The organism is Hwanghaeella grinnelliae, assembly GCF_004005845.1.
In the GTDB taxonomy this organism is placed as follows: domain Bacteria; phylum Pseudomonadota; class Alphaproteobacteria; order UBA8366; family Aestuariispiraceae; genus Hwanghaeella; species Hwanghaeella grinnelliae.
Genome location: NZ_SADE01000004.1, coordinates 269,376 through 292,811, shown reverse-complemented (window position 1 = coordinate 292,811; position 23,436 = coordinate 269,376). Strand labels below are relative to the sequence as shown.

The window sequence follows — 23,436 nt, the reverse complement described above, 5'->3', positions numbered from 1 at the left end:
CGGCCCATAGTTATTTGGCCCGGGCGCGCGACAGTGTCTTTTCAACACGCCGTCCGTACCAGGAGATGGAACCGCACATCATCACGTAGATCAGTGCCGCGAAGGCATAGGCCTCGACATAGAAGCCAATCCAGTTGGGGTCCGCCATCGACGCCTGCGCCGCGCCGAGCAGATCCATCATCGCGACGATGACAACCAGCGACGTGCCTTTCAGCGCGCCGATGAACAGATTGACCATGGCCGGCAGCACCGCTTCGAATGCCTGCGGCAGGACGATCTTCCCGATCAGGACCGGATAGCTGATGCCCAAAGCCCTGGCGGCTTCAATCTGGCCCGCTGGGATCGATTGCAACCCGCCGCGCAGGACCTCAGCCATATAGGCCGCGAAGAACAGGACGATGCCCGCCATTACCCGACCCAGGCCACTTGGCGTGAAACCGTCCGGCAGGAAGATTGGCAGCAGGACCGACGCCATAAAAAGCACACTGATCAGCGGCACACCGCGGATCAGTTCGACATAAAGGGTCGCTGCCCAGCGGTGGACTGGATAGCCGGAATAGCGTGCAAGCGCGACCGGCACCGCGACCACCAAGCCGAAGAAGGTGCCGACCACGGTCAACAGCACGGTCAGCGGCAGGCCACCCCAATAGGAACTTTCGATGAAGCTGAGCCCGAAAATGCCGCCCCACATCAAAAGGGCGTAAACAGCAAGCCCGCCGATCCATACCGGGCCCAACCAAGGCCGCCAGAACCGAGGATTCAGGGAAACGACCACAAGCCCAATCATCACTGCGGTCGCGATTGCGGCACGCCATTGCTCGTCGTAGGGAAAGCGCCCGAACAGGATCAGCCGCAGCTTGGCCCCGATGAAGGCCCAGCATGCCCCCTCGCCCGGCGGGCAACCGGTCATATCGTCGGCCTGCCAAACCGCGGAGATCACCGCCCAATCGAGCAGCGGCACCGCGATCAATGCGAACAAACCGATCGCCAGGACGTTCAGCGTGAGTGTCAACGGCGACGCTTGGAACAGGCCGCGGATTTGCCCGGCCATATTCATCGTTCCACCAAAGCCGCACGGGCGTTCACCCAGTTAAGGAAAGCAGCCGTCAGCAGGCTGAGCGTCAGATAAATCCCCATAATGATGGTGATGCATTCGATTGCCTGGCTGGTCTCGGCCAAGGTGATATTGGCGACGCGCACGACCTCAGGGTAACCGATCGCAACGGCGAGCGAGCTTTCCTTGGTCAGGTTCAGGTAGGAATTCGCCATCGGCGGAATGATGATCCGCAGCGCCAAGGGCAGGACGATCATCCGCATGACCTGTCCCTTGGAAAGACCCAGCGCCAGGCCGGCCTCGGACTGTCCTTTCGGAACGCTTTGGATGCCGGCGCGGAAAATCTCCGCGTTGAAGGCCGCCGTATAGATGGTCAGCCCCAACAGCATCGCCGCGAATTCGGGTGAGATATCCATGCCGCCGCGGAAGTTGAACCCTTTCAGGGCCGGCACATCCCAGGCCATCGGCGCGCCGAAAGCCAGGAAGACAAGGATTGGCGGGGCGACCAGCACGGCGGCCGCGCGGCGAAATGTGGGGCGGGTTCGCCCTTCCCTCAACAAGGCCCGCCGGTCCAGCTTCACGACCGCGACCGCCAGGGCGATGCCCAGCAAGGCCGCAAGGCCGATCCATTGATGCGACGGGTCCGGTTCAGGAAATGGTAGATAAAGACCGCGGTTGGTCAGGAAGATGCCGTCGATCGGGGAAAAGGCCTGGCGTACGCTGGGCAAGCTCTTGGTCAGAAATGTATGCCAGAAGATCAATTGCAGCAGCAGCGGCACGTTGCGGACGATCTCCACATAGCCACGGCACAGGCGCGACAAGGCCGGACTGCTGGAAAGCTGCCCCAAGGCAATGAACAGACCCAGCACGGTGGACAAAACGATGCCGAGCACCGCGACCTTCACCGTATTCGCGATCCCGACCGCGAAAGCCCGCAGATAACTGTCGCCGGCACGGTAGGGAATGATGGTATCGCCAAGTTCGAAAGGCGCTGCGTCGAGAAGGAAACTGTAGCCGGACTTGACCGCAAGGCGGGACAGATTGTCCGAAGCGGTCTGCCAGACGACAACGGCAAGGGCCGCCACGATAACGATGAATATGACCTGGGAAAAAAATCCGCGCGCCTTCACCGTCTGCCGGATACGCGCGCTGAAGCTTCCCGGGGCCAGATGCGGGTTTCGCTGGGGATTCTTACTGGGATTTTGGCGGGGAGTCGGATGGCGCGCGCCTTCTTCGGCGCGCGCCTCCATTGACGTGGGTTCCGTCACTGCCAGCCCGGAGCGGTAAGAGCGCCGCCCATGCTGTACGGCGCATTCATGCCGCGGCTGACCTTCAGGATCGACCCCTGGCCCAGATTGCGTTCGTAGAACTCACCATAGTTTCCGACCGCTTTGATGACATGGACCATGAAGTCGTTCGGCAGGCCCATATCGGCACCGATCGTCTCGTCCACGCCCAGGAAACGGCGAACGACCGGGTCCTGCGACGTCTTGACCATCTCATCCACATTTTCGCTGGTGATGCCCAGTTCCTCGGCGGTCACCATGCCCCAATGAATCCACTGCAGGGCTTCGCGGAATTTCGGATTGCCTTCCAGGATCACCGGCGCCTCGAAGGACTTGGCGATAATGTTTTCCAGGATGACATGACTGTCCGGGCTTTCCGAGCGCGACCTGCGGATCGCCAGGTAAGGCGGTTCCATTGTCACCGCGTCGCACCGATTGTCGAAATACATCGAGAACATCTGGTCCGAGTTTTCGGCGGCAACCGGCTGGAAGCTGATCCCGTGCGCCTTAAACCATTCGGCCAGATACCGTTCGGTCACCGTGCCGGACAGAACGCAGATCGTGGCGCCGTCCAATTCGGTGGCGTCTTTCACGCCGGTTTCGCCATGAACCATGAAGCCCTGGCCGGTCAGGTGGTTCGGGCCGATGAAGTCGAAGCCCAGCGTCGTTTCGCGCGATGTCGTCATCGTCACACTGCGCGACAGCAGGTCGATTTCACCCGATTCCAGAACCGGGAATTTGTTAGCCCCTGTCGTGGACACGAACTTTATCTTGTTCACATCGCCCAGGATGCCGGCGGCCGCCGCCTTGCAGAAGTCGACGTCGAAGCCGGACCATTCACCCTTGTCATTGAGGAAGCCGACACCTGGAAGATAGTCGAGCGTACCGCAAATCAGCTCGCCCCTCTCCTTGATCGTATCGAGCAAGTCGGCCTGCGCGCTGGCCGTAGACGCGGCCAGGAAGGCCGCGGATGCAAAAACGAGTTTCTTAATCATCAGTCTACCCCTGTTCCTGTGGTGTCGCCTCAAAATGAAATCAGCGTTGAATGAAGTCGGCGGTCAAGGTCCCTGAAAGTCAGGTCATTGGGCCCCGTAAAGCGGCGCCGCTCCATGTTGTTTTCAAAATCCTATCACCAAAAAATGTCATATGATATATCATTTTTTCAAAAAACTCGTTCCCGCACCTATCGAATATGCGCAAGCCAGAACTCTTCCGGTAGGCGCGTGGCTTAGAGCGTCACGCCCGTATGTTCCCCAACCACGCGGGTTTGGCGCAGCAGGCGGCGCCAGCGGTCGGCGTCATAGCCGGTACCGCGGTGCAGGATACAGCGGTTGTCCCAAATCACCGTCTCGCCCACCGCCCAGGGATGGGAATAGATGCTTTCGGGCGTCGTCGCGAAGGCGTTGAGTTCGTCGAGCAGTTCGCGGCTTTCGATTCCGCCCCAGCCACTGACGGAACGCGCGTGGGACCCGGTGTAATAGTTCTTCACCCCGGTCCTGGGATTGGTCCGCACCAGGGGATGGCGAATCGGCGGCAGGGAAGCCCCGTGGTTGAGGTCGATCTTCACCACCTGGGTGCGCGAAAAAACGTAATCGTGAATCACTTCAAGCGGATCGATCTTTTCTTTCATCTCATCCGGCAGGCGGTCATAGGCGGCCCGCGCACTGACGAATTCGGTCGCGCCCCCCTCACCAGGCACTTCATGCGGCTGGGTGATGGTCACATAGGTCGGCGTGATGCGGAAGGAACTGTCCGAATGCCACAAATTGTTGCCGGTTTGATGCTTGGTCGAGGTGGCGGCGTTGCCGTGTTTGACGCCGTCCTCGCCGATATTGCCGATGGTGCCGAAGAAACTCGCCTTCCCGGTCTTGCCCAAGGCGACGTGTTCGACTTCCGGTTCGCCCAGTAATCGCGTGAAGGCTAGCAGGTCATCGTCGGGGAGGTCCTGGTCCGGAAAACACAGGAATGAATAAGTGTCGATGGCGTCATGGACGAAATCCACTTCCGCCGCGGTCATGCCGCCGCCCAGTTTCAGCCCGGTGATCCGTGCCCCGAAATCCGGATGAAGTTTTTCGATATCGACGTTATCCATTCCCACTTCCCCCAGAAATCATTCGTTTGACCGAAGCTTAGACGATCACGGCCATTGGAGAAGAAAAAACGGCAGAGCGAGGATCGCACAGCGGTAAATTCGAGCCGGATTGCCGGTCATATCGATCCCTGCCCGTCCCGCAGGCCATGACCGTCGGATCGAGACGCCCGGCCGTATCTGCCGCCCATAACGGCATCGTTCGACAGTTGCGTCTTGGGACTTTTGCGGGGGCACGATTCCTGCAACCATGCAGGCATGGCGCACCATGAGCACATTTTGAATTGGTATCACGGGTTCCAGGCATACGTGGAAAGCCGGGAAGAACTGCGCCCCTTCGCTGACCTGATCATGCCTTCAGCGGCGGATGCCGACGATGCGGCCGCCTTGCGGATGATTCACGCAAGAACAGCCCCGCACACGCTCTACTCGATCGAAGCCGAGACGGCCGTTCTTGGCGCCATAAACGGTTATGTCCGCGACGTGTTGGGAATTCCTAATCCAGTGCGGGAGGTTCCCGATCAGGCGCTGGCTCCTCTGGCCGCTTTGCGGCAAGTGGGCTACAGCATGCTGCCGGACATCGCCCCGAACATAGTTACGGCGATGCGCGACTATTTCATGGACCGGCCCGTCTATGAGCACGCATCGACCATGTCCAAACCACCCCTGACGCTGGACGAAGCACAGGGCAGCTTCAATCTGGCCCATTTCCGGGAAGCGGATATCCTGAACTGTCCGCATCTAATGCAAATCGCGACGGATCCCATCCGCCTCGGTATTGCGCAGGAATATCTGGGCACGGTCCCGCAGGTCATCACAATCGCCGCCTGGTGGAGTTTCGCGCAAGCCGACGAAGCCAGGGCGGCGCAACTGTTTCATTTGGACCTGGATGACTACCGCTTCTTCAAGTTCTTCATTTATCTGACCGACGTGGATGAAGAAGCCGGCCCGCATGTCTATGTGCCGGGGACACACCGGCAGGACACCCTGGTCCTGGCGCGCCGGGCAGCGAACGATCCCGAGCTGTTCGATAACTGGATGGGCACATTGCGCAAGAGCGACCAGGACGTCATGAATGTCTTCGGCATCGACCCCGTTAGGATCGTTGGGCCGGCGGGCACGAATTTCGTCGCCTCGACGCGGGGGATTCACAAAGGCCTGCTGCCGAAATCAAAAAACCGGCTTATCTGTCAGGTCGCCTATGGGGTTACGCCACAGCGTGTCGAAAATCACTTGCCCGTCGAGCTATCCCCAGAAACCACGCCGAACCTGCCGGCCGATTTCCTGACGCCGCCCATGGATTACGTGATGCAATTGTACCTTTGCCCGCCCGGCGGGCCGTAGCCCGCCGGTTCCACCGCGGGAATCAATTCAGCGACATGTCGATCACCGTGACGCCGGCAGGCTGTCCCGTATCCATTTCCGCAAGCGCCGCCCCGGCGCCGGAAAGCGGGATAGTCCTGGTCACGAGCCTGCCTGGATCGAGTCGCCCTGCGCTGACCATGTCGAGCAGGGGGGCGAAACCGGCGGCGCTGAGCCCGCGCGTTCCGTGGATCGTCAACTGCCGGGAATAGACCAGTTCCAACAGCGGCAGGGGCACAGTCGCATGCCGCCCGACCGGCATGCCGATTTGAACGTGCCGCCCCAGTTTACGGAGCGAGCGCAGGGAGTTCTCGAACGTCGCCTGCGTGCCGAGAGCGTCAATCGAAACATGGGCGCCCCCGCCTGTAAGGTCGCGTACCGCCCCGCCCACATCGTTCACACCGGTGACGTTGAGCACCGCGTTCGCCCCCAGTTCCTTGGCCATCACAAGGGCGTCGTCGGAGATATCGACGGCGAGGATCCGCGCGCCCAGGGCCGCGGCGATGATCACGGCGGAAAGGCCGATCCCGCCGCTGCCGTGGATGACCAGCCACTCGCCGGGTTCAAGGTTGGCCCGATCGGTCAGGGCCCTCCATGACGTGGTAACACGGCAGCCCATTCCCGCCGCGGCAATGAAATCCAGGTCTTCCGGCAGGTGAACGAGATTGAAGTCAGCGTTCGAGATGGCGACTTGTTCCGCATAGGCGCCCCAGAAAGTGAATCCGATCACCTGCTGATCATCACAGATTGTCGCATTGCCGGTTTGGCAATCGCGGCAATGTCCGCAGCCCAGCACGAAAGGCGCGGTAACCCGGTCACCCGGCTTGAAATGATGGCATTCCGGGCCGGTCGCGATGACCTCACCCGCGAATTCGTGGCCCATCACATGCGGCAGCACGACATTCGGGTTGTGCCCTTTCCAGCCGTGATGGTCCGACCGGCACACACCGCAAGCCCGAACGGCAACCACCGCGCCGTCAACGGGACAGTCCGGGTCGGGTACGGTTCTGACCGTAATGGGACCGTCGAATTCTTCTATATACGCTGCTTTCACGGCTGAGGGCTCCACTCCATTGAGGTAATTTTCTTATGCGTCCGGCGCTGCGCCGCCATCCTTCATGAACATGTCGTCGAACATTTCCATGATCTTTCCAACCGTCTCATCCGTGACGTGGCGTTCGTCCGGACACCAGGCGTCTTCGGCGCAATGCATGACGTATTCATAACTTGGGAAATAATAGACGCCGTCGTTGCGCGCCACGATTTCTTCCGCCGCCACGCGCAGCACGGCCTTCGAATGCGCATTCGCCGACACCACGTGCTGGTCAGGCCTATGCGTCGCGATCAGTGGAATCGGCGACAAGGACAGGATCACCTTAAAATTGGGATTGTGCTTCCGAACAAGGGATAGGAAGCGCTCTACCTCCTCCACGTTCTCCGCCACCGTCAGGGTTCGCGGGCGGGACAACGCATACATCCAGCCGCGGCGCGGATTGTTCGACAAGACGGTGCCGTCCGCCTTCAACTCCCAACATTCATTGAGGCCAAGCGTGACGATGAAGACTTCCGTCTCCGTGAAAGCGCGGCGCACCGCGTCCAAATGATTGGGACTGTCGGCGGTGAAAGCATCTGGCCCAGCGAATGCAACGCCTTCGCGATAGGGATCGGTGTAAATCATTCCACCGTCGGGAAAGCGTTCCTCAATCAGAACCGGGCTTGGCCCGGCTTCACCGAATGCGCGTTCGGCCAACTGACGCAGACTGGGGGTGTTGAAGATCAGTCCCCAGGTCGCGCTGAACCGAGCATAAGGATTGTCGGGGTCATAACCATCCACGATCGCGCCTTTGGATCCATCATGTTCGGGCTCGGTCACCACGTAGTTGAACCCGCGTCGTTGAAGGTTCCTGGCGATTTCGTAAGCGAAACAACTGCCCGCTGAACCGATCGCCGTGGTTCGATCGACCAAGGGGAAACGTTCGCCCACCGGGGTCACCTGCTTCAGGCTTCGGCCGTCTTTACGGGTAGGATTCGGCCAGAACACGCCCATCGGATTGGCCTTACCCTCACCGGAATACGCGTTCCGCGCCACTTCGGTCTCCGCGCAATGGCGCTGATACTCCGCCGCATGGGCCAGCAGGCGGTCCCGGTCCTCACCTTCGGCGGCGGGTATGGTTTGCTGGAAGAAGCCGTTCAGCACTTCCAGTAATTCGTCATAGGTCCGCACCCGGTTCGGGGCGGTGGATATCTGCTGAAAAAGATAGGCCTGAAAGGCCCGGTCGCTGAAAATGCTGCGCAACAGGAAAGCCAGGGCGCCGTCATCCAGCAGTCCTTGCTGATCACTAAAAACCGCGGGCCCCGCCGCCATCGCCAACTCCTTCCTGCAAAAGGACTGGAAGACTATCGGATTCTATCCATGACGACGATGGTTTGGAACCGGCCGTCAGCCGGCCGGCGTCCAGCCTTGGTTCTCAACCAATGCCTTGACGCGGTCCACGTCGTATTCGGCCTCCAACGCCGCGGAAGCCTTATCCGCTTCAGCCTGCAGGTCGTCCGATACCTCTACCGGGTCGGCCTTGCGCCATTCCGCCAAATAGTCGTCGGTGGAGCGCGCGCCACCGCGCATGGCGGCCCGGTCGATCGCCTTTTCGAACCGCTCGTCGAGCTGGATCTTCACCTGATCCCGCCGGCCTTTCTTGACGATTACCTGGGCCGGGATGTCCCGCCAATAAACCACGATCAACTGTGCCATCAATGCGCTTTCCTAACCGTTCGCTAAATTCAAAATCATGACGATGGGCTAGCCGGCGGATCAGTCAGAAACGCCGCCAGTTCGCCGTAACCGGTCCGTACCCTGAGAAAGCTCAGGCCAAGCTTTTCAGCTGCCTTTTCCGCCCTTTTATCCAGATCCGGATCGTCGATTTGGGCGAGGTAGACCAGGCGTTTGTAGTTGCCGAACATCATTTCGATCATGCCGGGATATTTGTCGAGGCCCATGCCTTTCACGATCAACGTATCGAAATGACGCGCAAGATAATCGGTCAGGTAGAACGTGCCCAATTCCTGTTCGGCCAAATCGGCGAATTCGGTCTGCCCCGCGAAAAAGGCATAACAATGTGCGCCGCCGATCCGCTCCACCGGGCAATCGTCCCGAGCTTCCTCGGCAATCACCTTGTCGATCAATCCGCCGGTGCCGCAATCCGCATAGCCGATCAGAATACGGCCGGCCTTTGGGCGGACCTCGCGAATTTTCTCACGCAGTCGGTCGGGGATGAATTGCGGCTGGTTGTGCAATTTCGCGGGCAGACAGGTAACGGCAAAACCGGGAAGAGCGTTCAGGGCGATAATGTCCAGAACCTCACGTGCGAGCGCCCCGCAGGCAATCACATAAGTGCGTTTTTCGGCGGCCCCGGAAGCCGCCCCCTCGCCCGAAACGGCAAAGGTCGCCTCCTCCTCTGGAAGAAGCGACCCTTCTTGGCTGTTCGGTCCGGTCACGGCGGCCCCGTTGATACGCGGCGCTGAAAAACTAGCCGGCCGCGTGCTGGTTGTGTTTGCGCGTCATGTATTCCTTGGCGGTTTCCACGGCAACCGCGGCATCACGGCAATAGGCATCCGCCCCGACTTCATTGGCGAATTCTTCGTTCAGCGGCGCGCCGCCGACCAGGACCACATAGTCGTCCCGGATACCTTTTTCCTTCATCGTGTCGATGACGACTTTCATGTAAGGCATCGTGGTCGTCAGCAGCGCCGACATGCCGAGGATGTCGGGCTTATGCTCTTCGATCGCTTCAAGATACTTTTCGACCGGATTGTTAATGCCGATATCGATAACTTCGAACCCGGCGCCTTCCATCATCATGGAGACAAGGTTTTTGCCGATGTCGTGAATGTCACCCTTGACCGTGCCGATCACCATCTTGCCCTGAGGCGGTGCGCCGGTTTCGGCCAGCAGCGGCCGCAGAATGTTCATGCCCGACTTCATCGAATTGGCGGCCATCAACACTTCCGGCACGAACAGGATGCCGTCACGGAAATCGACCCCGACGATGCGCATCCCTTCAACGAGGGCTTCGGTCAAAACCTTGTAGGGCGTCCAACCGCGTCCGAGCAGGATGTTTGTCCCCGTGACGATTTCGTCGGCGAGGCCGTCGTAAAGGTCGTCCCACATCTGTTCGACCAGTTCCTGGTCATCAAGTTCATTGAGATCGAGTTCTTCGTCTTCGTCGGCCATCGCGTATATCCCGTCAAAATCAGGTCTGTCGAAAAACCCTAGCAGGAAAAGGACGTGGTTCGTAACACCATCCTTTCACCTAGCGTCGGACGCACCCAATAGGGCGACCCGTTACGGCCACCCGGTCTATACCCTAATGAAGTCAGGGGGCATTCCGCACTCACGCCAACGCGACACTTCCTATTCCGCGCACGACGCAGGCGTCGCGACAGTAAAAAAAAGCCGCCCGAAAGAGTCTGCATCGCTTTAGTCGCGCAAGAAAATTACTTTAATTATTCAGGGACTTACCCAGTCTCGTTTGACCGGCGGCAAGGTCTTCTTCCGACATGCTTGCAGCGAGCAGACGGGCAAGTTCGCCCGCTTGGCTGTCCCCATTCGCCGCGGCAAAGGCGAACCAGAACCACGCGGCGGGCAGATCCGGGTCCTGCTTTCGGGCGTTGATCCGGCCCAATTCGCGCATGGCTTCGGTCATCCCGGCATCGGCAAGCTGTTCGAACATGCCTTCCGCCGCAGACGGGTTCGCCGCCACGCCTTCGCCGCGCTCGATCATTTGGGCCATGTTGAAATAGGCTTCCAGCACACCCTGTTCGGCCGCCCGCCGATAAAGCGCCAGCGCCCTGGATGGGGCCTTTGGAATACCGTCACCGGTCTGCAGCATGACAGCTAACCGATAGAGTGCGCGCGGGTCGTCCTGGTCCGCGGCGCGGCCAAACCATTCAGCCGCCGCTTGCTTGTCGGCCTTCACGCCAAGACCGTTCTGATACATATGGCCGAGGTAGTATTGCGCCGTGGCATCGCCCGCTTGCGCGCGCGGCAAATAGAAACGGCGAATTTGCTCCTCTCCGCTCAGCGTCTTCCACGGCTTGGTCTCACCGGATTGCGCCCCAGTGGTTTGAGCCCCAGTGGTTTGAGCCCCAGTGGTTTGAGCTAGAGCATGCATGTTGGGAACAGCGGAGGCCACCGCCGTCATCAAGACGGCGGCAAAGCCGATCCGGCATATGCCTATATTGTATTCCCCGAACACCACTGGCCCCAGACTTCCCCAAGCATGAAAGCGGGAAAGCTAGGATGATTCCGCCCGACTATCAAAGGATTAGGCTGAGTTTTAGGCTGAGTTTTAGGCTGAGTTTTAGGCTGAGTTTTAGGCTGGGTTTTCCAACGGCATCATCACAGGCGGAAGCGTAGATTGAGGGACCCGAACTTAGAGAAATGTTCCTGACCGATATATTGCGGGGACCGAACGACATAGGTAAAGGCGATTTCGGTGCGCAATACCTGTACCGCCAAACCGGCCTGGATATCGCCTTGTATCCGCCTCACGTCGAGGCCCCGGCTGTCGGAAAAGGTGTTCCCCTCAACGAATAGGTCGCGCCCGACCGCCCTGGCCTGCAGGCCGGCGAACAAGTACCAGGAAAACCCGTCCTGGTCCTGAAAAAAGCCAGGTCCGCTCAATGCCGGTCGAACGCGGGGCGGGCCATAATCGTCAGCGAGGTCCTGCCCGATCCGGGCGGAAAACCCGCCGGCCAGATAGGTCTCGACCGTCCCCAATGCGCCGCCGACATGCGGCGTGACGTCGACGGAGAGGTCGAATAGGTCGATTGGCAATTTTCGTCCAGCCCGCCAGGTCCGCTCATAGAGCAGGCGAAACGCGACTTCGTTTTCCAACTGGGTGTCCCAGCCTTCCGGATTTGGACTGCCGATCACCGAATGGACGAATTTCTGCGATTCCTCCGCCAGGGACGGTTCGCCGACCACACCGATATCCAATTGGATGATGTCCAATTGGTCGCCCGCATCCCCGATCAGGCCCGCTGAGGCATAAAGAAAACCGGCATAGGGCCGGTCGTCCAACGGTGGGTTCCGCAGCGAGATATCCTGCGGCGTATACATGTTCTGGCCCAGCCCATAGCTGACGCGCCAGCGCCGCGCCGGGGTCAGCCAGCCCAAGCGGTCCGTCGTCCATTCCGCCCAACCCGGCAGGTCGTTCGCCGCACCGATATACTGGAACAGGACGCCGTTCGTATAGTCCCGGTCGGTTCCGGCGAACAGGTCATTCTCCAGCGTGAAGCTGAATGTGCCCCGTTCTGCCGGATCGTCCTCCGCGATTGCCGCCGACGGCAAAATAGCCGCGAGAATCCCTGCCAGGAATACCTTACGCATTGACGTCCACCACCAGCCGTCCACGCACCTGCCCTGCCAAGATATCCTTCGCCTTTGCCGGCAAATCACCCAGACCGCAGGTTTCGGCCATCGCATCCAGCTTCTCCATGGGCAGAACATCCACAATCCGGTTCCAGGCGCGTAACCGGTTGTCATAGGGCTGCATCACCGAATCTATACCCAAGAGGTTCACACCGCGCAGCAGGAGCGGCACCACCGTAGTGTCCAGTTTCGGACCGGAAGCCAAACCACAACAAGCGATCGAAGCGCCGTATTTCATTTGTCCCATGGTGCGCGCCAAAACCGTCCCCGCGACGGTGTCGACACACCCGGCCCAGGTTTCGCCCTCCAGCGGTTTCTTCGTCGGTTCGGCCAAGGCCTCACGCGGCACAATCTGGGTCGCCCCCAGGTCTTTCAGATAGTCCGCCTGCTCGGGCCGCCCGGTGGAACCGGCGACCTCGTATCCAAGATTGGCAAGAATCGCGACCGCTACGGACCCGACACCGCCAGCCGCGCCGGTCACCAGAACCGGTCCGTCGCCCGGCTTCATGCCGTGATCTTCCAAGGCCTGGATGCACAGCATCGCCGTCAGGCCCGCCGTGCCGACCGTCATCGCATGCCGCGGCGACAGCCCCGCCGGAAGCGGAACCAACCAATCCGCGTTCACCCGCGCTTTTTGGGCGTAGCCGCCCCAAAACATCTCGCCAACCCGCCAGCCGGTCAGGACCACCTTGTCGCCGGGCTTGTAGCGGGCATCGTCCGACGCCTCCACCGTGCCTGCGAAGTCGATCCCCGGAACATGCGGGAATTTGCGAGCCAAACGTCCGATATTGCCGTTGACGACCATCCCGTCCTTGTAATTCAGGGTCGAATATTCGACCGCGACCGTGACGTTGCCTTCGGGCAGGTCGTCGGTCGTCAAATCCGTAACCGCGGCAGTCACGCCATCATCGGATTCCGTCAGGAGCAGGGCTTTGAATGTGTCGCTCATACTTCTCGCCTTTCAGCACAACTTCGGTGAACTCATTCGATCGGCCGGACTATACATTTCATACGGCCATTTGACAGCCAAGCCATGGCATGCGCGAACAAATAATATGAATATGGCAAAAATGCGGATCGGCGCCACGGATACAATCCTCACCCGTCAAGAAGGATGTGCACCAATCCTTCCACCGATGCTAAGAAGGTGGACTGTTCTGAATGGGAAATATCGGGAGGCCCTTGCATGCTGTTCACCCTTGAACCGTCCAGCGGCGCACCGCGCACGATAGATTTCACCCTTGAGACGCTGATCGTCGCCGGCTGGACCGGACGTGATCGCGCCGCGATGGAAGCACATATCGAGGAGTTGGAAGCCTTGGGCATCAAACGGCCGAAATCGCTGCCGGTCTATTACCGATGCTCGAACACCTGCGTGACCCAAAGACGTGCGATTCAAGTGCCCGGCGCGGAGTCGAGCGGTGAGGTTGAGTTTCTGTTCTACCGGGGCCTGGCCGATGGTAGCGACGGCATGGATGGTGAGCTTTGGGTCGGCGTCGGGTCCGACCACACGGAACGCGCCGTCGAAGCCCTCGGCGTCACCATTTCCAAGCAAATGTGCGACAAGCCGGTCAGCCCGATGCTTTGGCGATTTGCCGATATCGAGAACCATTGGGATCAACTGGTTCTGCGCAGTCATGCGGTGATCGACGGTGAGCGCGTTCTGTATCAGGAAGGCGCGGTGACCGCGATGATCCATCCCATGGAGCTGATCGCCGGATATGACCGGGATTTTTGCGGCGGGGCGAATGGCGGCGGCCTGCCGGAGCAATCCGCGATGTTCGGCGGTACTTTCGCCGCCATCGGCGGCATCCGGCCGGCGGACCGGTTCGAGATGGAACTGGAAGATCCGGTCCTTGGGCGCAGTTTGAAACACGCCTACGATATCGAAGTTCTGCCGGTCGAAGGCTAGAGAGCCCGGATCGCCGTCATGTCATCCGGAATTGCGCAGCGGGCAAAGCGAAGGGTCCCCATCCAAGCGGTTTTGCTTTTCTTTCTGCTGGCGCTTCCGGCTGTTCTTGTCGCTTCCAGTCGTCCGGCACTATCGCAGGACGTTGAAACAACAGGCCACCGCCGGCTCGTCGATGCACGCCAATACCCATGGAGCGCAATCGGCAGGATCAATATAGCGGGAATCCGATCGCGATCTCATTGTACCGGCGCCCTTGTGGGCTTTCGCGTGGTGATCACCGCGGCCCATTGCCTGTACCGAATGGATATCAAGCAATGGGCGAAACCGAGCGCCGTGCATTTCGTTGCCGGGTATCAGCGCGGCGAATACGAGGCCCATTCCCTGGCCTCTGACCTGATCATTTCGCCAGGTTTCGACCCTGCAAAATGGGCACACTCGGACAACTACCCGAACGACTGGGCCGTCATCATCCTAGCGCAGCCGATCGGTTTGAAGGTCGGCTATCTGGGGCTGCTTGCGATGACCGATGCGCAATTGCAAACCTTCCGGAAGCAAAACCGCAAATTCGCCCTGACTGGATATCCAAGGGACCGGGCGCATGCGATTTCAATCGACGATGAATGCGTCGTTGAAAGTTTTTTCAGCGATATCGATTTGATCAGCCACAATTGCAGGATCGTCAACGGCGATTCCGGCGCGCCGATTTCACTTCTGTTCGACGGCGGCTTGGCCGTTGTCGGCGTCAACAGCGCGTCCGGCATAAGCACCAATAAGGGAAAGACGAATACCGCCGTACCGGTCCATGCGTTTTCGGATGAAATTTTGCAGGCGATCAAGCGAACGGAACCGTCACCCGGCTTTGCCGAAGGCCCCGTCCGTGCAGGGCGTCTTCCAGCCAGTTCCGACTAGCGGTTATACTCAGAACCCTTGTGACCTAGGTCCGAAAGTCCACCGATTGGTCGTGCCCGAGAAGGTGATTTTCGCCACACCGACCAGGTGGGACGGTTTGCCGTCGCGCATCAGCGGCAAGGATAGCCGATGGATGGTTTCGCCCTTTGGATCATGTCCGTAATACTTGCTTACCGAAAAGCACGGCCGCATCGCGAACAACGACTTTTCCAAAGTCTGGATCAAATCACTCTTGCGAACGGCATCGAAGGCACTGAGCTTTTTCCCTGATGCCGAAAAGCCATTGCCCTCGTCGATCTCGGAACCGACGACCCTGTGGAGGAAGTCGGCATCATCCTGCAGATATTCCAGCAAAAAGATGTGGGGAAGCACCCCGCGTGGTACATCGACAACATCGAAGTCCGTATAGTCGGGTGCTGGCCGGTCGCCCTTCAGACCAAACCAATAACCGTAAATGGCCAGTTGCTCCCGGTCCTGAATTTCGTCCGCATTCTCAACAGGGGTGAAGAGCAGTCTGGCATCATGGCCATCTGGGTCTAAACCATTTCCCACTTCAGGCATTCCTTGGGACGGATTCGTCATACGTTGGATTGTGTCATTACTACATTAACAATTACTTAACCAAGAGACCTCCGTCGGAAGGAGAAGGAAATAGTTATTTTAAATCAATATCCTCCAAAATTATCTACACACATTGATATTGCGAACATTGGTTGAAATCGTTGTGACAACGCACACAGATAAATGTGCTGAAATCCCCCAAGTTAATGACGGAACGAGAAACCCTTTGTTAACGCGTCTTGCCATACAAAGGCGTTGGCACAACGGTTGCGTAAGGTTTCTCGAGGATCGGTATCGGTCGACCCGGACGGGTTTTGGATACCAACACCTGAGACGGTCGCGACATCGAGAATGTGATCGTACGGAGAACCAAGATGATGATGATTCAGTCGCAAGAACGGAAAGACAGCAGCGAATCCCAGCGCGAGATGGCCATCAGCCTGATCAACGAATTGGGCTTCGACGCAGCGGTTGCCGTATGCTGCGAACATGGTTGGGAAAATACCCTGGAGCAGGTGATGGACATGCTTCCGGTGGAAGCCACCAGCCACTGATGCGCACCGGGTGCGACAGCACCTGGTCGAAATCCTTTATGCGCGGGCCCTATCCGTAGGCGATTGCGCGCATGGCCAACCGTGTACGGGCATCGACCTTCCGGCCCGTGAATATCTTCTACCCATTACCGCTACAACTTGTTCCGCGCCCGCCCTCCGGGCATGATCCGCTGCCGATTGGCATGACGGCAAAGCGTGGGAAACAGATGAACGACAGACTGATCGATCCGGCGGATATCGCCTTCCAACTCGATGAAGTCCTGGACATCGACAGCCTGATGCTGTTCCCGCGTTTCGCCGGTCAGGACCGCGCCGATTACGATGCCATCCTGGGAACAGCGCGTACCATCGCCACGGAAAAATTCCTAAACCACTATGCCAAGAGCGACCGGGAAGAGCCGCAGCTTCGCGACGGGTCGGTCGTGCTGCCGCCGGAAATCGCCGAGGGTGTGAAGGCCTTTCACGATGCGGGCTTCGCCGGTGCGCATCACGATGAGGAATTGGGCGGCCTGCAATTGCCTTGGACCGTGGTGCAGGCCGCGTTCGCCTATTTCCAAGCGGCCAATATCGCAACGGCCGCCTATCCCTTCCTGACCATCGCCGCGGCGAACCTCATCGAAGCCCATGGCTCCAAAGCACAAAAGGAACGCTATCTGGGCCGTATGATCAGCGGCGATTTCTTCGGCACCATGGCGCTGTCGGAACCGCATGCGGGGTCGTCCCTGTCAGATATCAGGACGACCGCAAGACCGCGGGAGGACGGCACCTACGCCATCAAGGGCGGGAAAATGTGGACCTCGGGCGGGGAACACGAAATGGGCCGTAACATCGTCCATATGCTGTTGGCGCGGATCGAAGGTGCGCCTGCCGGGATCAAGGGTTTGTCGCTGTTCATCGTGCCGCGATATCGATTGGACGCGGATGGCAATCCCGGCGAACCGAACGACGTTGCCCTGGCCGGGTTGAACCACAAGATGGGCTATCGCGGCACCGTGAATACGGTGATGAACTTCGGCGACAATGACGGCTGTATCGGCGAGTTGGTCGGCGAGCCCAACAAGGGCCTCAGCTACATGTTCCACATGATGAACGAGGCCCGGATCGGCGTCGGCATGGGGGCAGGCATGCTGGCCTATGCCGGCTATCGTGAGAGCCTGGCCTATGCGCGCGAGCGCCAGCAGGGTCGCCCCCCGGGGGAAAAGGACCCGGCCGCCCCCCAAATACCTTTGATCGGGCATGCGGATGTCCGCCGTATGCTGGCGATTCAAAAGGCCGTGGCGGAAGGCACACTCGCGCTCGGCCTACTCTGCGCCCGCTGGGTGGATGAACGGCAATGGGCGCCGGAAAAAAGCGCGCGGAACGAGGCGCATTTGAAGTTGGAAATTGTAACCCCGGTCTTGAAGTCCTGGTTTTCGGACGCCGCCTTGCGCGCGAACGAGGCCGCGATTCAGATCCTCGGCGGCTACGGCTACACACGGGACTTCGCCGTCGAACAAATCTATCGCGACAATCGCCTAAACCCGATCCATGAGGGCGCAAACGCGATTCAGGCGCTCGACCTTCTGGGGCGAAAGGTCGCGTTGCAGGACGGCGCGGCTCTGAAGGCCTTCGGCTGGGAAATATCAAAAACCCTCTCGGAAAGCCGAAAGGATTTTCCAGACGAATACCATGCCCTGGGTCAAGCTTGGACCCGCCTTTCAGCCGTTACGGAAACCTTGTTGCAGCGACAGGCCGATCACGGAGCCGCGGCTTCCCTCGCACCAGCGCAATCCTATATCGACGCCTTCGGCAACATCGTGATGGCCTGGATATGGTTGAAACAGGCGGTTGCCGCTTCAAAAGCCGGGCGGGCCTACATCGGGGAAACGTTCCGAAAAGGGAAGATAGAAACCTGCCGTTTCGTCTTCCGCTGGGAATTGCCGAAGGCCGTGCTTGCCTGTGCCCAATTGGAAACGCTTGGAGATGGGGAAGCCTATCCCGCCGAAGACGCGTTCTAGATACCGCGCTGCTTATTCGGGAAAGCCGAGTTTCTTGCGGACGTCGTAGTTGCCTTTCGCGGACCATTCCCGCACGAAATCGTTGAGATCCGCGTCGGGTTTGTCCGGCAACATCACTTTCAACTGCACGTATTGGTCACCCGGTCCGCCCTTGCGGCCACCGACGCCCTTGCCATTGAGGCGAAGCGAAGTGCCGGTATTCGACCCGGCCGGTATCTTCACAGCGACGGGGCCATGGATCGTCGGGACCCGCACCCGCGCGCCAAGCAGCGCCTCGGTGATGGTCACCGGCAGTTCCAGGAAGATATCGTTGCCGTCCCGTTCGAAGAATTTGTGCGGCTGGACCTGGATTTCGACGAAAGCATCACCGGCTTCGCCACCGCCCATACCGGGCATGCCTTTGCCGCGCAGACGCAGGCTTTGTCCATCCGAAGTGCCGGGCGGAATATCCACGTCGACATGAGATCCGTCATAGAGCTTAAGGCGCCGTTTGACGCCCAGCGCAGCCTCCTCAAACGTCACATTGATCGTATAATTGACGTCCTTGCCGCGCATCTTGACGGTGCGGTTACGCTGTCGCTGCCGCTGGCGGCCGAAAATATCGCCGAAGAAATCTTCGACATCCTCCGCCTCGAATCCACCAAAACCGCCACCGCCGAAGCCGCCACCACCACCGGCACCGGCCCGTTGGCGTCCGCCGTATCCGCGGTTCGGTGTGCCGTCGGCACCGATTTCGCCCCGGTCATACTTGGCCTTCTTTTCCGGATCGGACAGCAGATTGTAGGCAGCGGTCACTTCCTTGAACCGCTGTTCCACAATGGAGTCACCCGGATTGACGTCCGGATGCAGTTCCTTCGCAAGTTTGCGGTACGCCGACTTAATTTGCGCCGCATCCGCATCCTTGGGGACGCCTAAAACCGAATATGGATCCTTCATAGGGTCAAGAACCGCACCTTGGATAAAACGCCTTTCGGCCAGACAGCTCGAGAGGCAGAGCCGGCGGCAACCGCGGCCCCTGCCTTCTCACGTGAGCTATAATGTAGGCTAGCTTGAGACGATCTTCCAGCTACCATCCGGTTGACGGCACGCCGTGCCATAAGCTTCCTGCTGCTCGTTGCCGACCGTCACGGTCTGTTGATATTCGCGGCAATACTGTCCGCTGGGCTCCTGATAGGTCTTTGTCGGCGTGACTGTGCCCTGATGGCCCGAATCCGGATTGCTCCAGGTGGAGGTCTGCCCGCTCTGCACATGTTCGAGCGACGCCTGCGTCGTCCGTTCCATCATCAGCTTGTCCGTCTCGTCCAGCGATTTACCGATGCTGGAACCGACCAGGCCGCCAAGAACCGCGCCGGCGCCGACCGCAACCAACCGGCCGCTGCCGCCGCCGATTTGGGAGCCGAGCAAGCCGCCGAGAACCGCACCACCCAAGCCGCCAATGGTTTGCTTGGTACCTTGATTGGCTTCGCAGGCTGTCAGAAGCGATGCCGCCATGGCAACGACGATAAGGGGTTTAGCTTTCATTCCAAGACATCCTTCGTGTTGTACAAAAAACCAAGTAATCCATACGGATGCATATCCCAGACCACCGCACCGGCCCATCTTCGTTCCAGCCTGCCTTCCGGCGCAAACAATCCCACCGGCATCACAATTTGCCGATGTTCCGCAGGATTCCGCAATATCCCAGGAGATACACATTTTCCGACAGCGGAATATGCTCTATCTAGGGATACGACAACATCATCACAGAGAAATATGGCGATACCATGGCGGATATTAAAGACCGCAATCCATTTGACGTTTTTGCCGATTGGTTCGCGGAAGCGGGCGAGTCGGAAATGAATGATCCCAACGCGGTCGCGCTGGCGACTGCGGATGCGGACGGGCAACCGGCCGTGCGGATGGTTCTGCTGAAGGACTACGACGAACAAGGCTTTGTTTTCTATACAAATTTGGAAAGCGACAAAGGCCGCGATCTTAGTGAAAACCCGAAAGCGGCGATGCTTTTCCATTGGAAAAGCCTGCGCCGCCAAGTTCGTATCGAAGGGCCGGTCAGTTCGGTAACCGATGCAGAAGCGGATGAATATTTCGCGAGCAGAGCCCGCGGTAGTCAGATCGGCGCCTGGGCCAGCGAGCAATCCAGGCCCTTGGAAGGGCGTTTCGCACTGGAAAAGCGCGTCGCGACTTTCACCGCGAAATTCGGGCTTGGCTCGGTTCCCCGGCCGGCGCATTGGTCCGGTTTCCGGATCCACCCGCAACGAATCGAATTTTGGAAAGACGGTGCCTTCAGACTGCATGACCGGTTCGTCTTTACGCGGGGGGATGCCAGCCAAGCCTGGACCGTGGAACAACTATTTCCATAGCAGCCGCCGCTATCCGGCGCAGGACTGCAGGTCGACCAACCGCCAGAGGGCTTCTTGGATAACGACGCGGCAAAACAGATAAACCCCTTCGCGAACAGCAAGTCACAGGGGCTTGCGCGTCGGGCGACCTATGCATCCGTCGCGGTTGCCGCCTTGCTGATCGCCTGCAAGGTCGGCGCCTGGTCCTATACGGGGTCGGTAGCCATACTCGCCAGCTTGGTCGATTCGCTGCTGGACGCCTTTGCCTCCATCGTCACCTTGGTTGCGGTCCGCAAGGCATCCGCACCGGCCACCAGGGAATATCGCTTCGGCCTGGGTAAGGCAGAGCCCTTGGCCGCGCTGACCCAGGCCGCCTTCATCGCGGGATCCGCCGTTCTGCTGACGCTTCAGGCGGGCGAACGCTTGGTCAACCCGCAGCCCATCCAAGCGTCCGAAATCGGGATTGCCGTCATGCTTGTGTCGATTGTCGCGACCTTGGCCCTGGTCGGTTTCCAAGCCTATGTGATCCGCCAATCCAGTTCCGTGGCGATCAAGGCGGATTCCTTGCATTACAAAGGCGACCTGCTGGCGAACGCCGCGGTGATCGCCGCCTTGGTCCTGACTGATTTTCTGGGTCTTCCCCTGATCGACCCCCTGTTCGGTCTGGCCATCGCAGCCTATATCCTGTGGACGGCCCGGTCGGTCGCGATGGAAGCCTTGGACATGCTGCTGGACCGGGAATTGCCGCAGGAGGAAAGAGACCGAATCAGGGATATCGCGCTTTCCTACCCGGAAGTTCTGGACATGCACGATTTGCGGACGCGGCGCTCAGGCCCTTACCGTTTCATTCAGATCCATTTGGAGTTCAACGGCAGGCTAAGCCTGAACCGTTCGCACGCAGTGGCCGAAGCGGTGGAGATGCAGGTTATGGAAGAATTTCCGGGATCGGAAGTGATCGCCCATCAGGACCCGACCACACCGGAATGGCACGAAGACACGGATCCCCTTCCCACCACCCATCAGGGGCGGAACGATTAACGACCACTTACGTATCGAGATGTTAAGATGACAGACGGCACCGCATCGCCCCCGAGAACGGTAATCCTGACCGGTGCAAGCCGGGGCATCGGGCACGCAACGGTTCGCCGGTTTTCGAGCGAGGGCTGGCGCATCATCACCTGCTCACGGGATGCCATTCCCGATGCCTGCAAGGCCGACCCGAACTGGACACACCACATTCCGACCGATCTGACGGATAAGGATTCCGTCGCCGCCTTCATCGAAGAAGCGAACGCCGCGCTGGGCAAGAACCCGCTGAACGCCTTGGTGAACAATGCCGCCGTCTCACCGAAGACCAGCTTCAAGGAGCGCCTGGGCGTGTTAAACGGAGACATCGATTCCTGGCGCCAGGTGTTTGAACTGAACTTCTTCACCCCGCTCTCACTCTCGCGCGGATTCGCGCAGGCCTTGGGCCGGGGTGCCAAGGAGACCAGCGGTGCGATCGTCAACATCACCTCGATTGCCGGGCACGCAATCCATCCTTTCGCCGGCAGCGCCTATTCCACCTCCAAAGCCGCGCTTTCCGCCCTGACCCGCGAAATGGCGGTGGAATTCGCCCAACTCGGCGTTCGGGTGAATGCGGTTGCCCCGGGTGAGATCGAGACGGAAATGATCGGCCCGGAATACGAACCGCTGATCACCCGCATCCCAATGCAACGGATGGGAACGCCGGCGGAAGTCGCGGGGGCGGTCTATCAGTTGTGCAATCCGGATTTTTCCTATGTCACCGGGACGGAAATCTTCGTCACCGGCGGCCAGCACATGTATTGAACCGCCCAACACTTCATAGACCGCGCGCCTAGTCGTTCCCCCGCTGCACCTCGTCCGCCGGGGAGGTTGGCGGCGTGCGTGGCGTGGTGTTCGGCAGGATGATGGAGTCGGCAGTCGGTGGCGGCTCTTGCCTGCCGCGGGTCCTGCTTTCCCGGTAGCCGATATACAGGCCAGATCCCATAATCATCGCAATTCCGGCCAGGGTGCTTTGTGTCGGCACTTCACCAAGGATCAGATAGGCCAGGATCGGCGCCCAGACGAGGTAGGTATAGTCGAAGGGCGCGATGACACTGGCGGGCGCCGAGCGATAGGCCTTGGCGATAAGAAGATGTCCCACGACCCCCGACAGGGCCAACGCCCCCAACATCAGCCATTGGTTTCCCTGCGGCGAAGTCCAGGGTTTCAACAAGGCATTCAGCGGGCCGTCCGGCGGCACTTCAGGCAGGAAGCTCCAGCCAATGCCCGATGCCAGCAAGCTGAAGGAAGCGAAAGAGACATTGGTATAGAAGGCCACGGTGACGGCCGTTTCCGTAACCGATGCGCGCCGGATAATGATCATGCTGATGGCGTAACAGACCGCGCACAGGATAGGCAGAAGACTGTACGGATTGAACCCATCCGCATCGGGCCTGAGGATTACCATCACCCCACAGAACCCGACCACCACCGCAACGATGCGATGAATGCCAAGCTTCTCCCCCAGCATCGGGACACTGAACAATGTGATCAGGATAGGGCTGGTATAGAAAAGTGCCGCCGTTTGGGCGATCGGCATGTAGGAAAGCGCGACATAGTACGTCGAATACGCAATGAACCCTAAAATCCCGCGGATAAGATGCAGGCTCGGTCGCTGCGCCTTGAACGCATTACTGCCCATGAACAGCCAGGCGACCAGCGCGAAGGGAATAAGACCTAGGAAGCTGCGCAGGAACTGAAGCTGCCAGACGGGAAAGGCCCCCAGCAGGTCCTTCATCAGCAGATCGGCAGTCACGAAAAGCAAAACGGCCGCCTGGATCGAACCGATCCCGACCCCTAGCCGGTCGCTACTTTCGGCCAACTCCGCTGTCCGGGTTTCAGCCACGTCACCTCCACGCTGCTGAGGGCGAATTCCTC

Annotated in this window: 24 protein-coding genes; 8 read left to right on the top strand and 16 right to left on the bottom strand. The window is 59.4% G+C overall.

Going from position 1 to position 23,436, the window contains the following annotated elements; translation table 11 throughout:
- Positions 1 to 10: 10 nt before the first annotated feature.
- The 4 genes from EOI86_RS22255 to EOI86_RS22240 form a co-directional block, all read right to left on the bottom strand.
- Positions 11 to 1,051, bottom strand: coding sequence for an amino acid ABC transporter permease (locus EOI86_RS22255; protein ID WP_161973955.1), 1,041 nt, complete (start codon positions 1,049 to 1,051; stop codon positions 11 to 13).
- 2 nt (positions 1,052 to 1,053) lie between these two features.
- Positions 1,054 to 2,304 carry an amino acid ABC transporter permease gene (locus EOI86_RS22250; RefSeq protein WP_127767889.1) on the bottom strand — a complete coding sequence of 417 codons (1,251 nt, stop codon included), beginning with the start codon at positions 2,302 to 2,304 and terminating at the stop codon, positions 1,054 to 1,056.
- A gap of 14 nt (positions 2,305 to 2,318) precedes the next feature.
- Positions 2,319 to 3,335, bottom strand: a complete 1,017-nt coding sequence (locus EOI86_RS22245; protein ID WP_127767888.1) for an amino acid ABC transporter substrate-binding protein — start codon at positions 3,333 to 3,335, stop codon at positions 2,319 to 2,321.
- A gap of 233 nt (positions 3,336 to 3,568) precedes the next feature.
- A complete protein-coding gene (locus EOI86_RS22240; RefSeq protein WP_127767887.1) occupies positions 3,569 to 4,432 on the bottom strand; it encodes a TauD/TfdA dioxygenase family protein in 864 nt (287 codons plus the stop codon).
- A 276-nt stretch (positions 4,433 to 4,708) separates the two neighbouring features.
- Between EOI86_RS22240 and EOI86_RS22235 the strand changes: the two genes are divergently transcribed.
- The gene (locus EOI86_RS22235; RefSeq protein WP_127767886.1) at positions 4,709 to 5,773 is read left to right on the top strand and encodes a phytanoyl-CoA dioxygenase family protein; all 1,065 of its coding nucleotides are present in this window, start codon (positions 4,709 to 4,711) and stop codon (positions 5,771 to 5,773) included.
- A 22-nt stretch (positions 5,774 to 5,795) separates the two neighbouring features.
- On the opposite strand, the gene EOI86_RS22230 is transcribed toward EOI86_RS22235, so the two are convergent.
- The 8 genes from EOI86_RS22230 to EOI86_RS22195 all read right to left on the bottom strand — a co-directional run bounded on the left by EOI86_RS22230 (position 5,796) and on the right by EOI86_RS22195 (position 13,170).
- Positions 5,796 to 6,845, bottom strand: a complete 1,050-nt coding sequence (locus EOI86_RS22230; RefSeq protein WP_127767885.1) for a zinc-dependent alcohol dehydrogenase family protein — start codon at positions 6,843 to 6,845, stop codon at positions 5,796 to 5,798.
- 33 nt (positions 6,846 to 6,878) lie between these two features.
- Positions 6,879 to 8,156 carry a GSCFA domain-containing protein gene (locus EOI86_RS22225; protein ID WP_127767884.1) on the bottom strand — a complete coding sequence of 426 codons (1,278 nt, stop codon included), beginning with the start codon at positions 8,154 to 8,156 and terminating at the stop codon, positions 6,879 to 6,881.
- A 75-nt stretch (positions 8,157 to 8,231) separates the two neighbouring features.
- Positions 8,232 to 8,540 carry a virulence factor gene (locus EOI86_RS22220; protein ID WP_127767883.1) on the bottom strand — a complete coding sequence of 103 codons (309 nt, stop codon included), beginning with the start codon at positions 8,538 to 8,540 and terminating at the stop codon, positions 8,232 to 8,234.
- A gap of 35 nt (positions 8,541 to 8,575) precedes the next feature.
- Positions 8,576 to 9,283: a DUF1638 domain-containing protein gene (locus EOI86_RS22215; RefSeq protein ID WP_127767882.1), complete on the bottom strand. Its 708-nt coding sequence runs from the start codon at positions 9,281 to 9,283 to the stop codon at positions 8,576 to 8,578.
- 31 nt (positions 9,284 to 9,314) lie between these two features.
- Positions 9,315 to 10,019, bottom strand: a complete 705-nt coding sequence (locus tag EOI86_RS22210) for a corrinoid protein (RefSeq protein ID WP_127767881.1) — start codon at positions 10,017 to 10,019, stop codon at positions 9,315 to 9,317.
- A 268-nt stretch (positions 10,020 to 10,287) separates the two neighbouring features.
- Positions 10,288 to 11,046, bottom strand: a complete 759-nt coding sequence (locus EOI86_RS22205; protein WP_127767880.1) for a tetratricopeptide repeat protein — start codon at positions 11,044 to 11,046, stop codon at positions 10,288 to 10,290.
- Positions 11,047 to 11,186: 140 nt separating this feature from the next.
- Positions 11,187 to 12,179, bottom strand: a complete 993-nt coding sequence (locus EOI86_RS22200; RefSeq protein WP_161973953.1) for a lipid A deacylase LpxR family protein — start codon at positions 12,177 to 12,179, stop codon at positions 11,187 to 11,189.
- Entirely contained in the window at positions 12,172 to 13,170 is a 999-nt protein-coding gene (locus EOI86_RS22195; RefSeq protein ID WP_127767878.1) for an MDR family oxidoreductase, read from the bottom strand. Before EOI86_RS22195 ends, EOI86_RS22200 begins: the two co-directional genes overlap by 8 nt.
- Positions 13,171 to 13,407: 237 nt before the next feature.
- Here EOI86_RS22195 and EOI86_RS22190 point away from each other — a divergent pair, with 237 nt between their 5' ends.
- The gene (locus EOI86_RS22190) at positions 13,408 to 14,133 is read left to right on the top strand and encodes a DUF2848 domain-containing protein (RefSeq protein WP_127767877.1); all 726 of its coding nucleotides are present in this window, start codon (positions 13,408 to 13,410) and stop codon (positions 14,131 to 14,133) included.
- An 18-nt stretch (positions 14,134 to 14,151) separates the two neighbouring features.
- Positions 14,152 to 15,042 carry a trypsin-like serine peptidase gene (locus EOI86_RS22185; protein WP_127767876.1) on the top strand — a complete coding sequence of 297 codons (891 nt, stop codon included), beginning with the start codon at positions 14,152 to 14,154 and terminating at the stop codon, positions 15,040 to 15,042.
- A gap of 9 nt (positions 15,043 to 15,051) precedes the next feature.
- Here EOI86_RS22185 and EOI86_RS22180 read toward each other — a convergent pair whose 3' ends face one another.
- Positions 15,052 to 15,594, bottom strand: a complete 543-nt coding sequence (locus EOI86_RS22180; RefSeq protein ID WP_161973951.1) for a PAS domain-containing protein — start codon at positions 15,592 to 15,594, stop codon at positions 15,052 to 15,054.
- 383 nt (positions 15,595 to 15,977) lie between these two features.
- Between EOI86_RS22180 and EOI86_RS22175 the strand changes: the two genes are divergently transcribed.
- Both EOI86_RS22175 and EOI86_RS22170 read left to right on the top strand, forming a co-directional pair.
- Entirely contained in the window at positions 15,978 to 16,157 is a 180-nt protein-coding gene (locus tag EOI86_RS22175; RefSeq protein ID WP_127767874.1) for a hypothetical protein, read from the top strand.
- Positions 16,158 to 16,363: 206 nt separating this feature from the next.
- Positions 16,364 to 18,154, top strand: coding sequence for an acyl-CoA dehydrogenase family protein (locus tag EOI86_RS22170; protein ID WP_127767873.1), 1,791 nt, complete (start codon positions 16,364 to 16,366; stop codon positions 18,152 to 18,154).
- 12 nt (positions 18,155 to 18,166) lie between these two features.
- On the opposite strand, the gene EOI86_RS22165 is transcribed toward EOI86_RS22170, so the two are convergent.
- Positions 18,167 to 19,090 carry a DnaJ C-terminal domain-containing protein gene (locus EOI86_RS22165; RefSeq protein WP_127767872.1) on the bottom strand — a complete coding sequence of 308 codons (924 nt, stop codon included), beginning with the start codon at positions 19,088 to 19,090 and terminating at the stop codon, positions 18,167 to 18,169.
- A gap of 108 nt (positions 19,091 to 19,198) precedes the next feature.
- Positions 19,199 to 19,675 (bottom strand): RT0821/Lpp0805 family surface protein, encoded by a 477-nt coding sequence (locus EOI86_RS22160; protein WP_127767871.1) that lies wholly within the window; start codon positions 19,673 to 19,675, stop codon positions 19,199 to 19,201.
- Positions 19,676 to 19,917: 242 nt separating this feature from the next.
- Between EOI86_RS22160 and pdxH the strand changes: the two genes are divergently transcribed.
- Genes pdxH through EOI86_RS22145 form a run of 3 tightly spaced genes read left to right on the top strand, consistent with a single transcriptional unit; the run spans position 19,918 to position 22,323 of the window.
- Positions 19,918 to 20,514, top strand: a complete 597-nt coding sequence (pdxH, locus tag EOI86_RS22155; protein ID WP_127767870.1) for a pyridoxamine 5'-phosphate oxidase — start codon at positions 19,918 to 19,920, stop codon at positions 20,512 to 20,514.
- Between the two features lie 54 nt (positions 20,515 to 20,568).
- On the top strand, positions 20,569 to 21,531 hold the full coding sequence (locus tag EOI86_RS22150) for a cation diffusion facilitator family transporter (RefSeq protein ID WP_240035786.1): 963 nt from the start codon (positions 20,569 to 20,571) through the stop codon (positions 21,529 to 21,531).
- A 27-nt stretch (positions 21,532 to 21,558) separates the two neighbouring features.
- Entirely contained in the window at positions 21,559 to 22,323 is a 765-nt protein-coding gene (locus tag EOI86_RS22145) for an SDR family NAD(P)-dependent oxidoreductase (RefSeq protein WP_127767869.1), read from the top strand.
- A 28-nt stretch (positions 22,324 to 22,351) separates the two neighbouring features.
- On the opposite strand, the gene EOI86_RS22140 is transcribed toward EOI86_RS22145, so the two are convergent.
- Positions 22,352 to 23,404, bottom strand: coding sequence for a DMT family transporter (locus EOI86_RS22140; protein WP_127767868.1), 1,053 nt, complete (start codon positions 23,402 to 23,404; stop codon positions 22,352 to 22,354).
- Positions 23,405 to 23,436: the final 32 nt, after the last annotated feature.

Excerpts from the sequence above, each read along its gene's own strand:
- EOI86_RS22255 (WP_161973955.1), bottom strand. The coding sequence starts at position 1,051 with ATGGCCGGGCAAATCCGCGGCCTGTTCCAAGCGTCGCCGTTGACACTC.
- EOI86_RS22220 (WP_127767883.1), bottom strand. The coding sequence starts at position 8,540 with ATGGCACAGTTGATCGTGGTTTATTGGCGGGACATCCCGGCCCAGGTA.
- EOI86_RS22210 (WP_127767881.1), bottom strand. The coding sequence starts at position 10,019 with ATGGCCGACGAAGACGAAGAACTCGATCTCAATGAACTTGATGACCAG.
- EOI86_RS22195 (WP_127767878.1), bottom strand. The coding sequence starts at position 13,170 with ATGAGCGACACATTCAAAGCCCTGCTCCTGACGGAATCCGATGATGGC.
- EOI86_RS22165 (WP_127767872.1), bottom strand. The coding sequence starts at position 19,090 with ATGAAGGATCCATATTCGGTTTTAGGCGTCCCCAAGGATGCGGATGCG.
- EOI86_RS22185 (WP_127767876.1), top strand. The coding sequence starts at position 14,152 with ATGTCATCCGGAATTGCGCAGCGGGCAAAGCGAAGGGTCCCCATCCAA.
- EOI86_RS22190 (WP_127767877.1), top strand. The coding sequence starts at position 13,408 with ATGCTGTTCACCCTTGAACCGTCCAGCGGCGCACCGCGCACGATAGAT.
- EOI86_RS22200 (WP_161973953.1), bottom strand. The coding sequence starts at position 12,179 with ATGCGTAAGGTATTCCTGGCAGGGATTCTCGCGGCTATTTTGCCGTCG.
- EOI86_RS22175 (WP_127767874.1), top strand. The coding sequence starts at position 15,978 with ATGATGATGATTCAGTCGCAAGAACGGAAAGACAGCAGCGAATCCCAG.
- EOI86_RS22170 (WP_127767873.1), top strand. The coding sequence starts at position 16,364 with ATGAACGACAGACTGATCGATCCGGCGGATATCGCCTTCCAACTCGAT.
- EOI86_RS22250 (WP_127767889.1), bottom strand. The coding sequence starts at position 2,304 with ATGGAGGCGCGCGCCGAAGAAGGCGCGCGCCATCCGACTCCCCGCCAA.
- EOI86_RS22240 (WP_127767887.1), bottom strand. The coding sequence starts at position 4,432 with ATGGATAACGTCGATATCGAAAAACTTCATCCGGATTTCGGGGCACGG.
- EOI86_RS22160 (WP_127767871.1), bottom strand. The coding sequence starts at position 19,675 with ATGAAAGCTAAACCCCTTATCGTCGTTGCCATGGCGGCATCGCTTCTG.
- pdxH (WP_127767870.1), top strand. The coding sequence starts at position 19,918 with ATGGCGGATATTAAAGACCGCAATCCATTTGACGTTTTTGCCGATTGG.
- EOI86_RS22245 (WP_127767888.1), bottom strand. The coding sequence starts at position 3,335 with ATGATTAAGAAACTCGTTTTTGCATCCGCGGCCTTCCTGGCCGCGTCT.
- EOI86_RS22145 (WP_127767869.1), top strand. The coding sequence starts at position 21,559 with ATGACAGACGGCACCGCATCGCCCCCGAGAACGGTAATCCTGACCGGT.
- EOI86_RS22225 (WP_127767884.1), bottom strand. The coding sequence starts at position 8,156 with ATGGCGGCGGGGCCCGCGGTTTTTAGTGATCAGCAAGGACTGCTGGAT.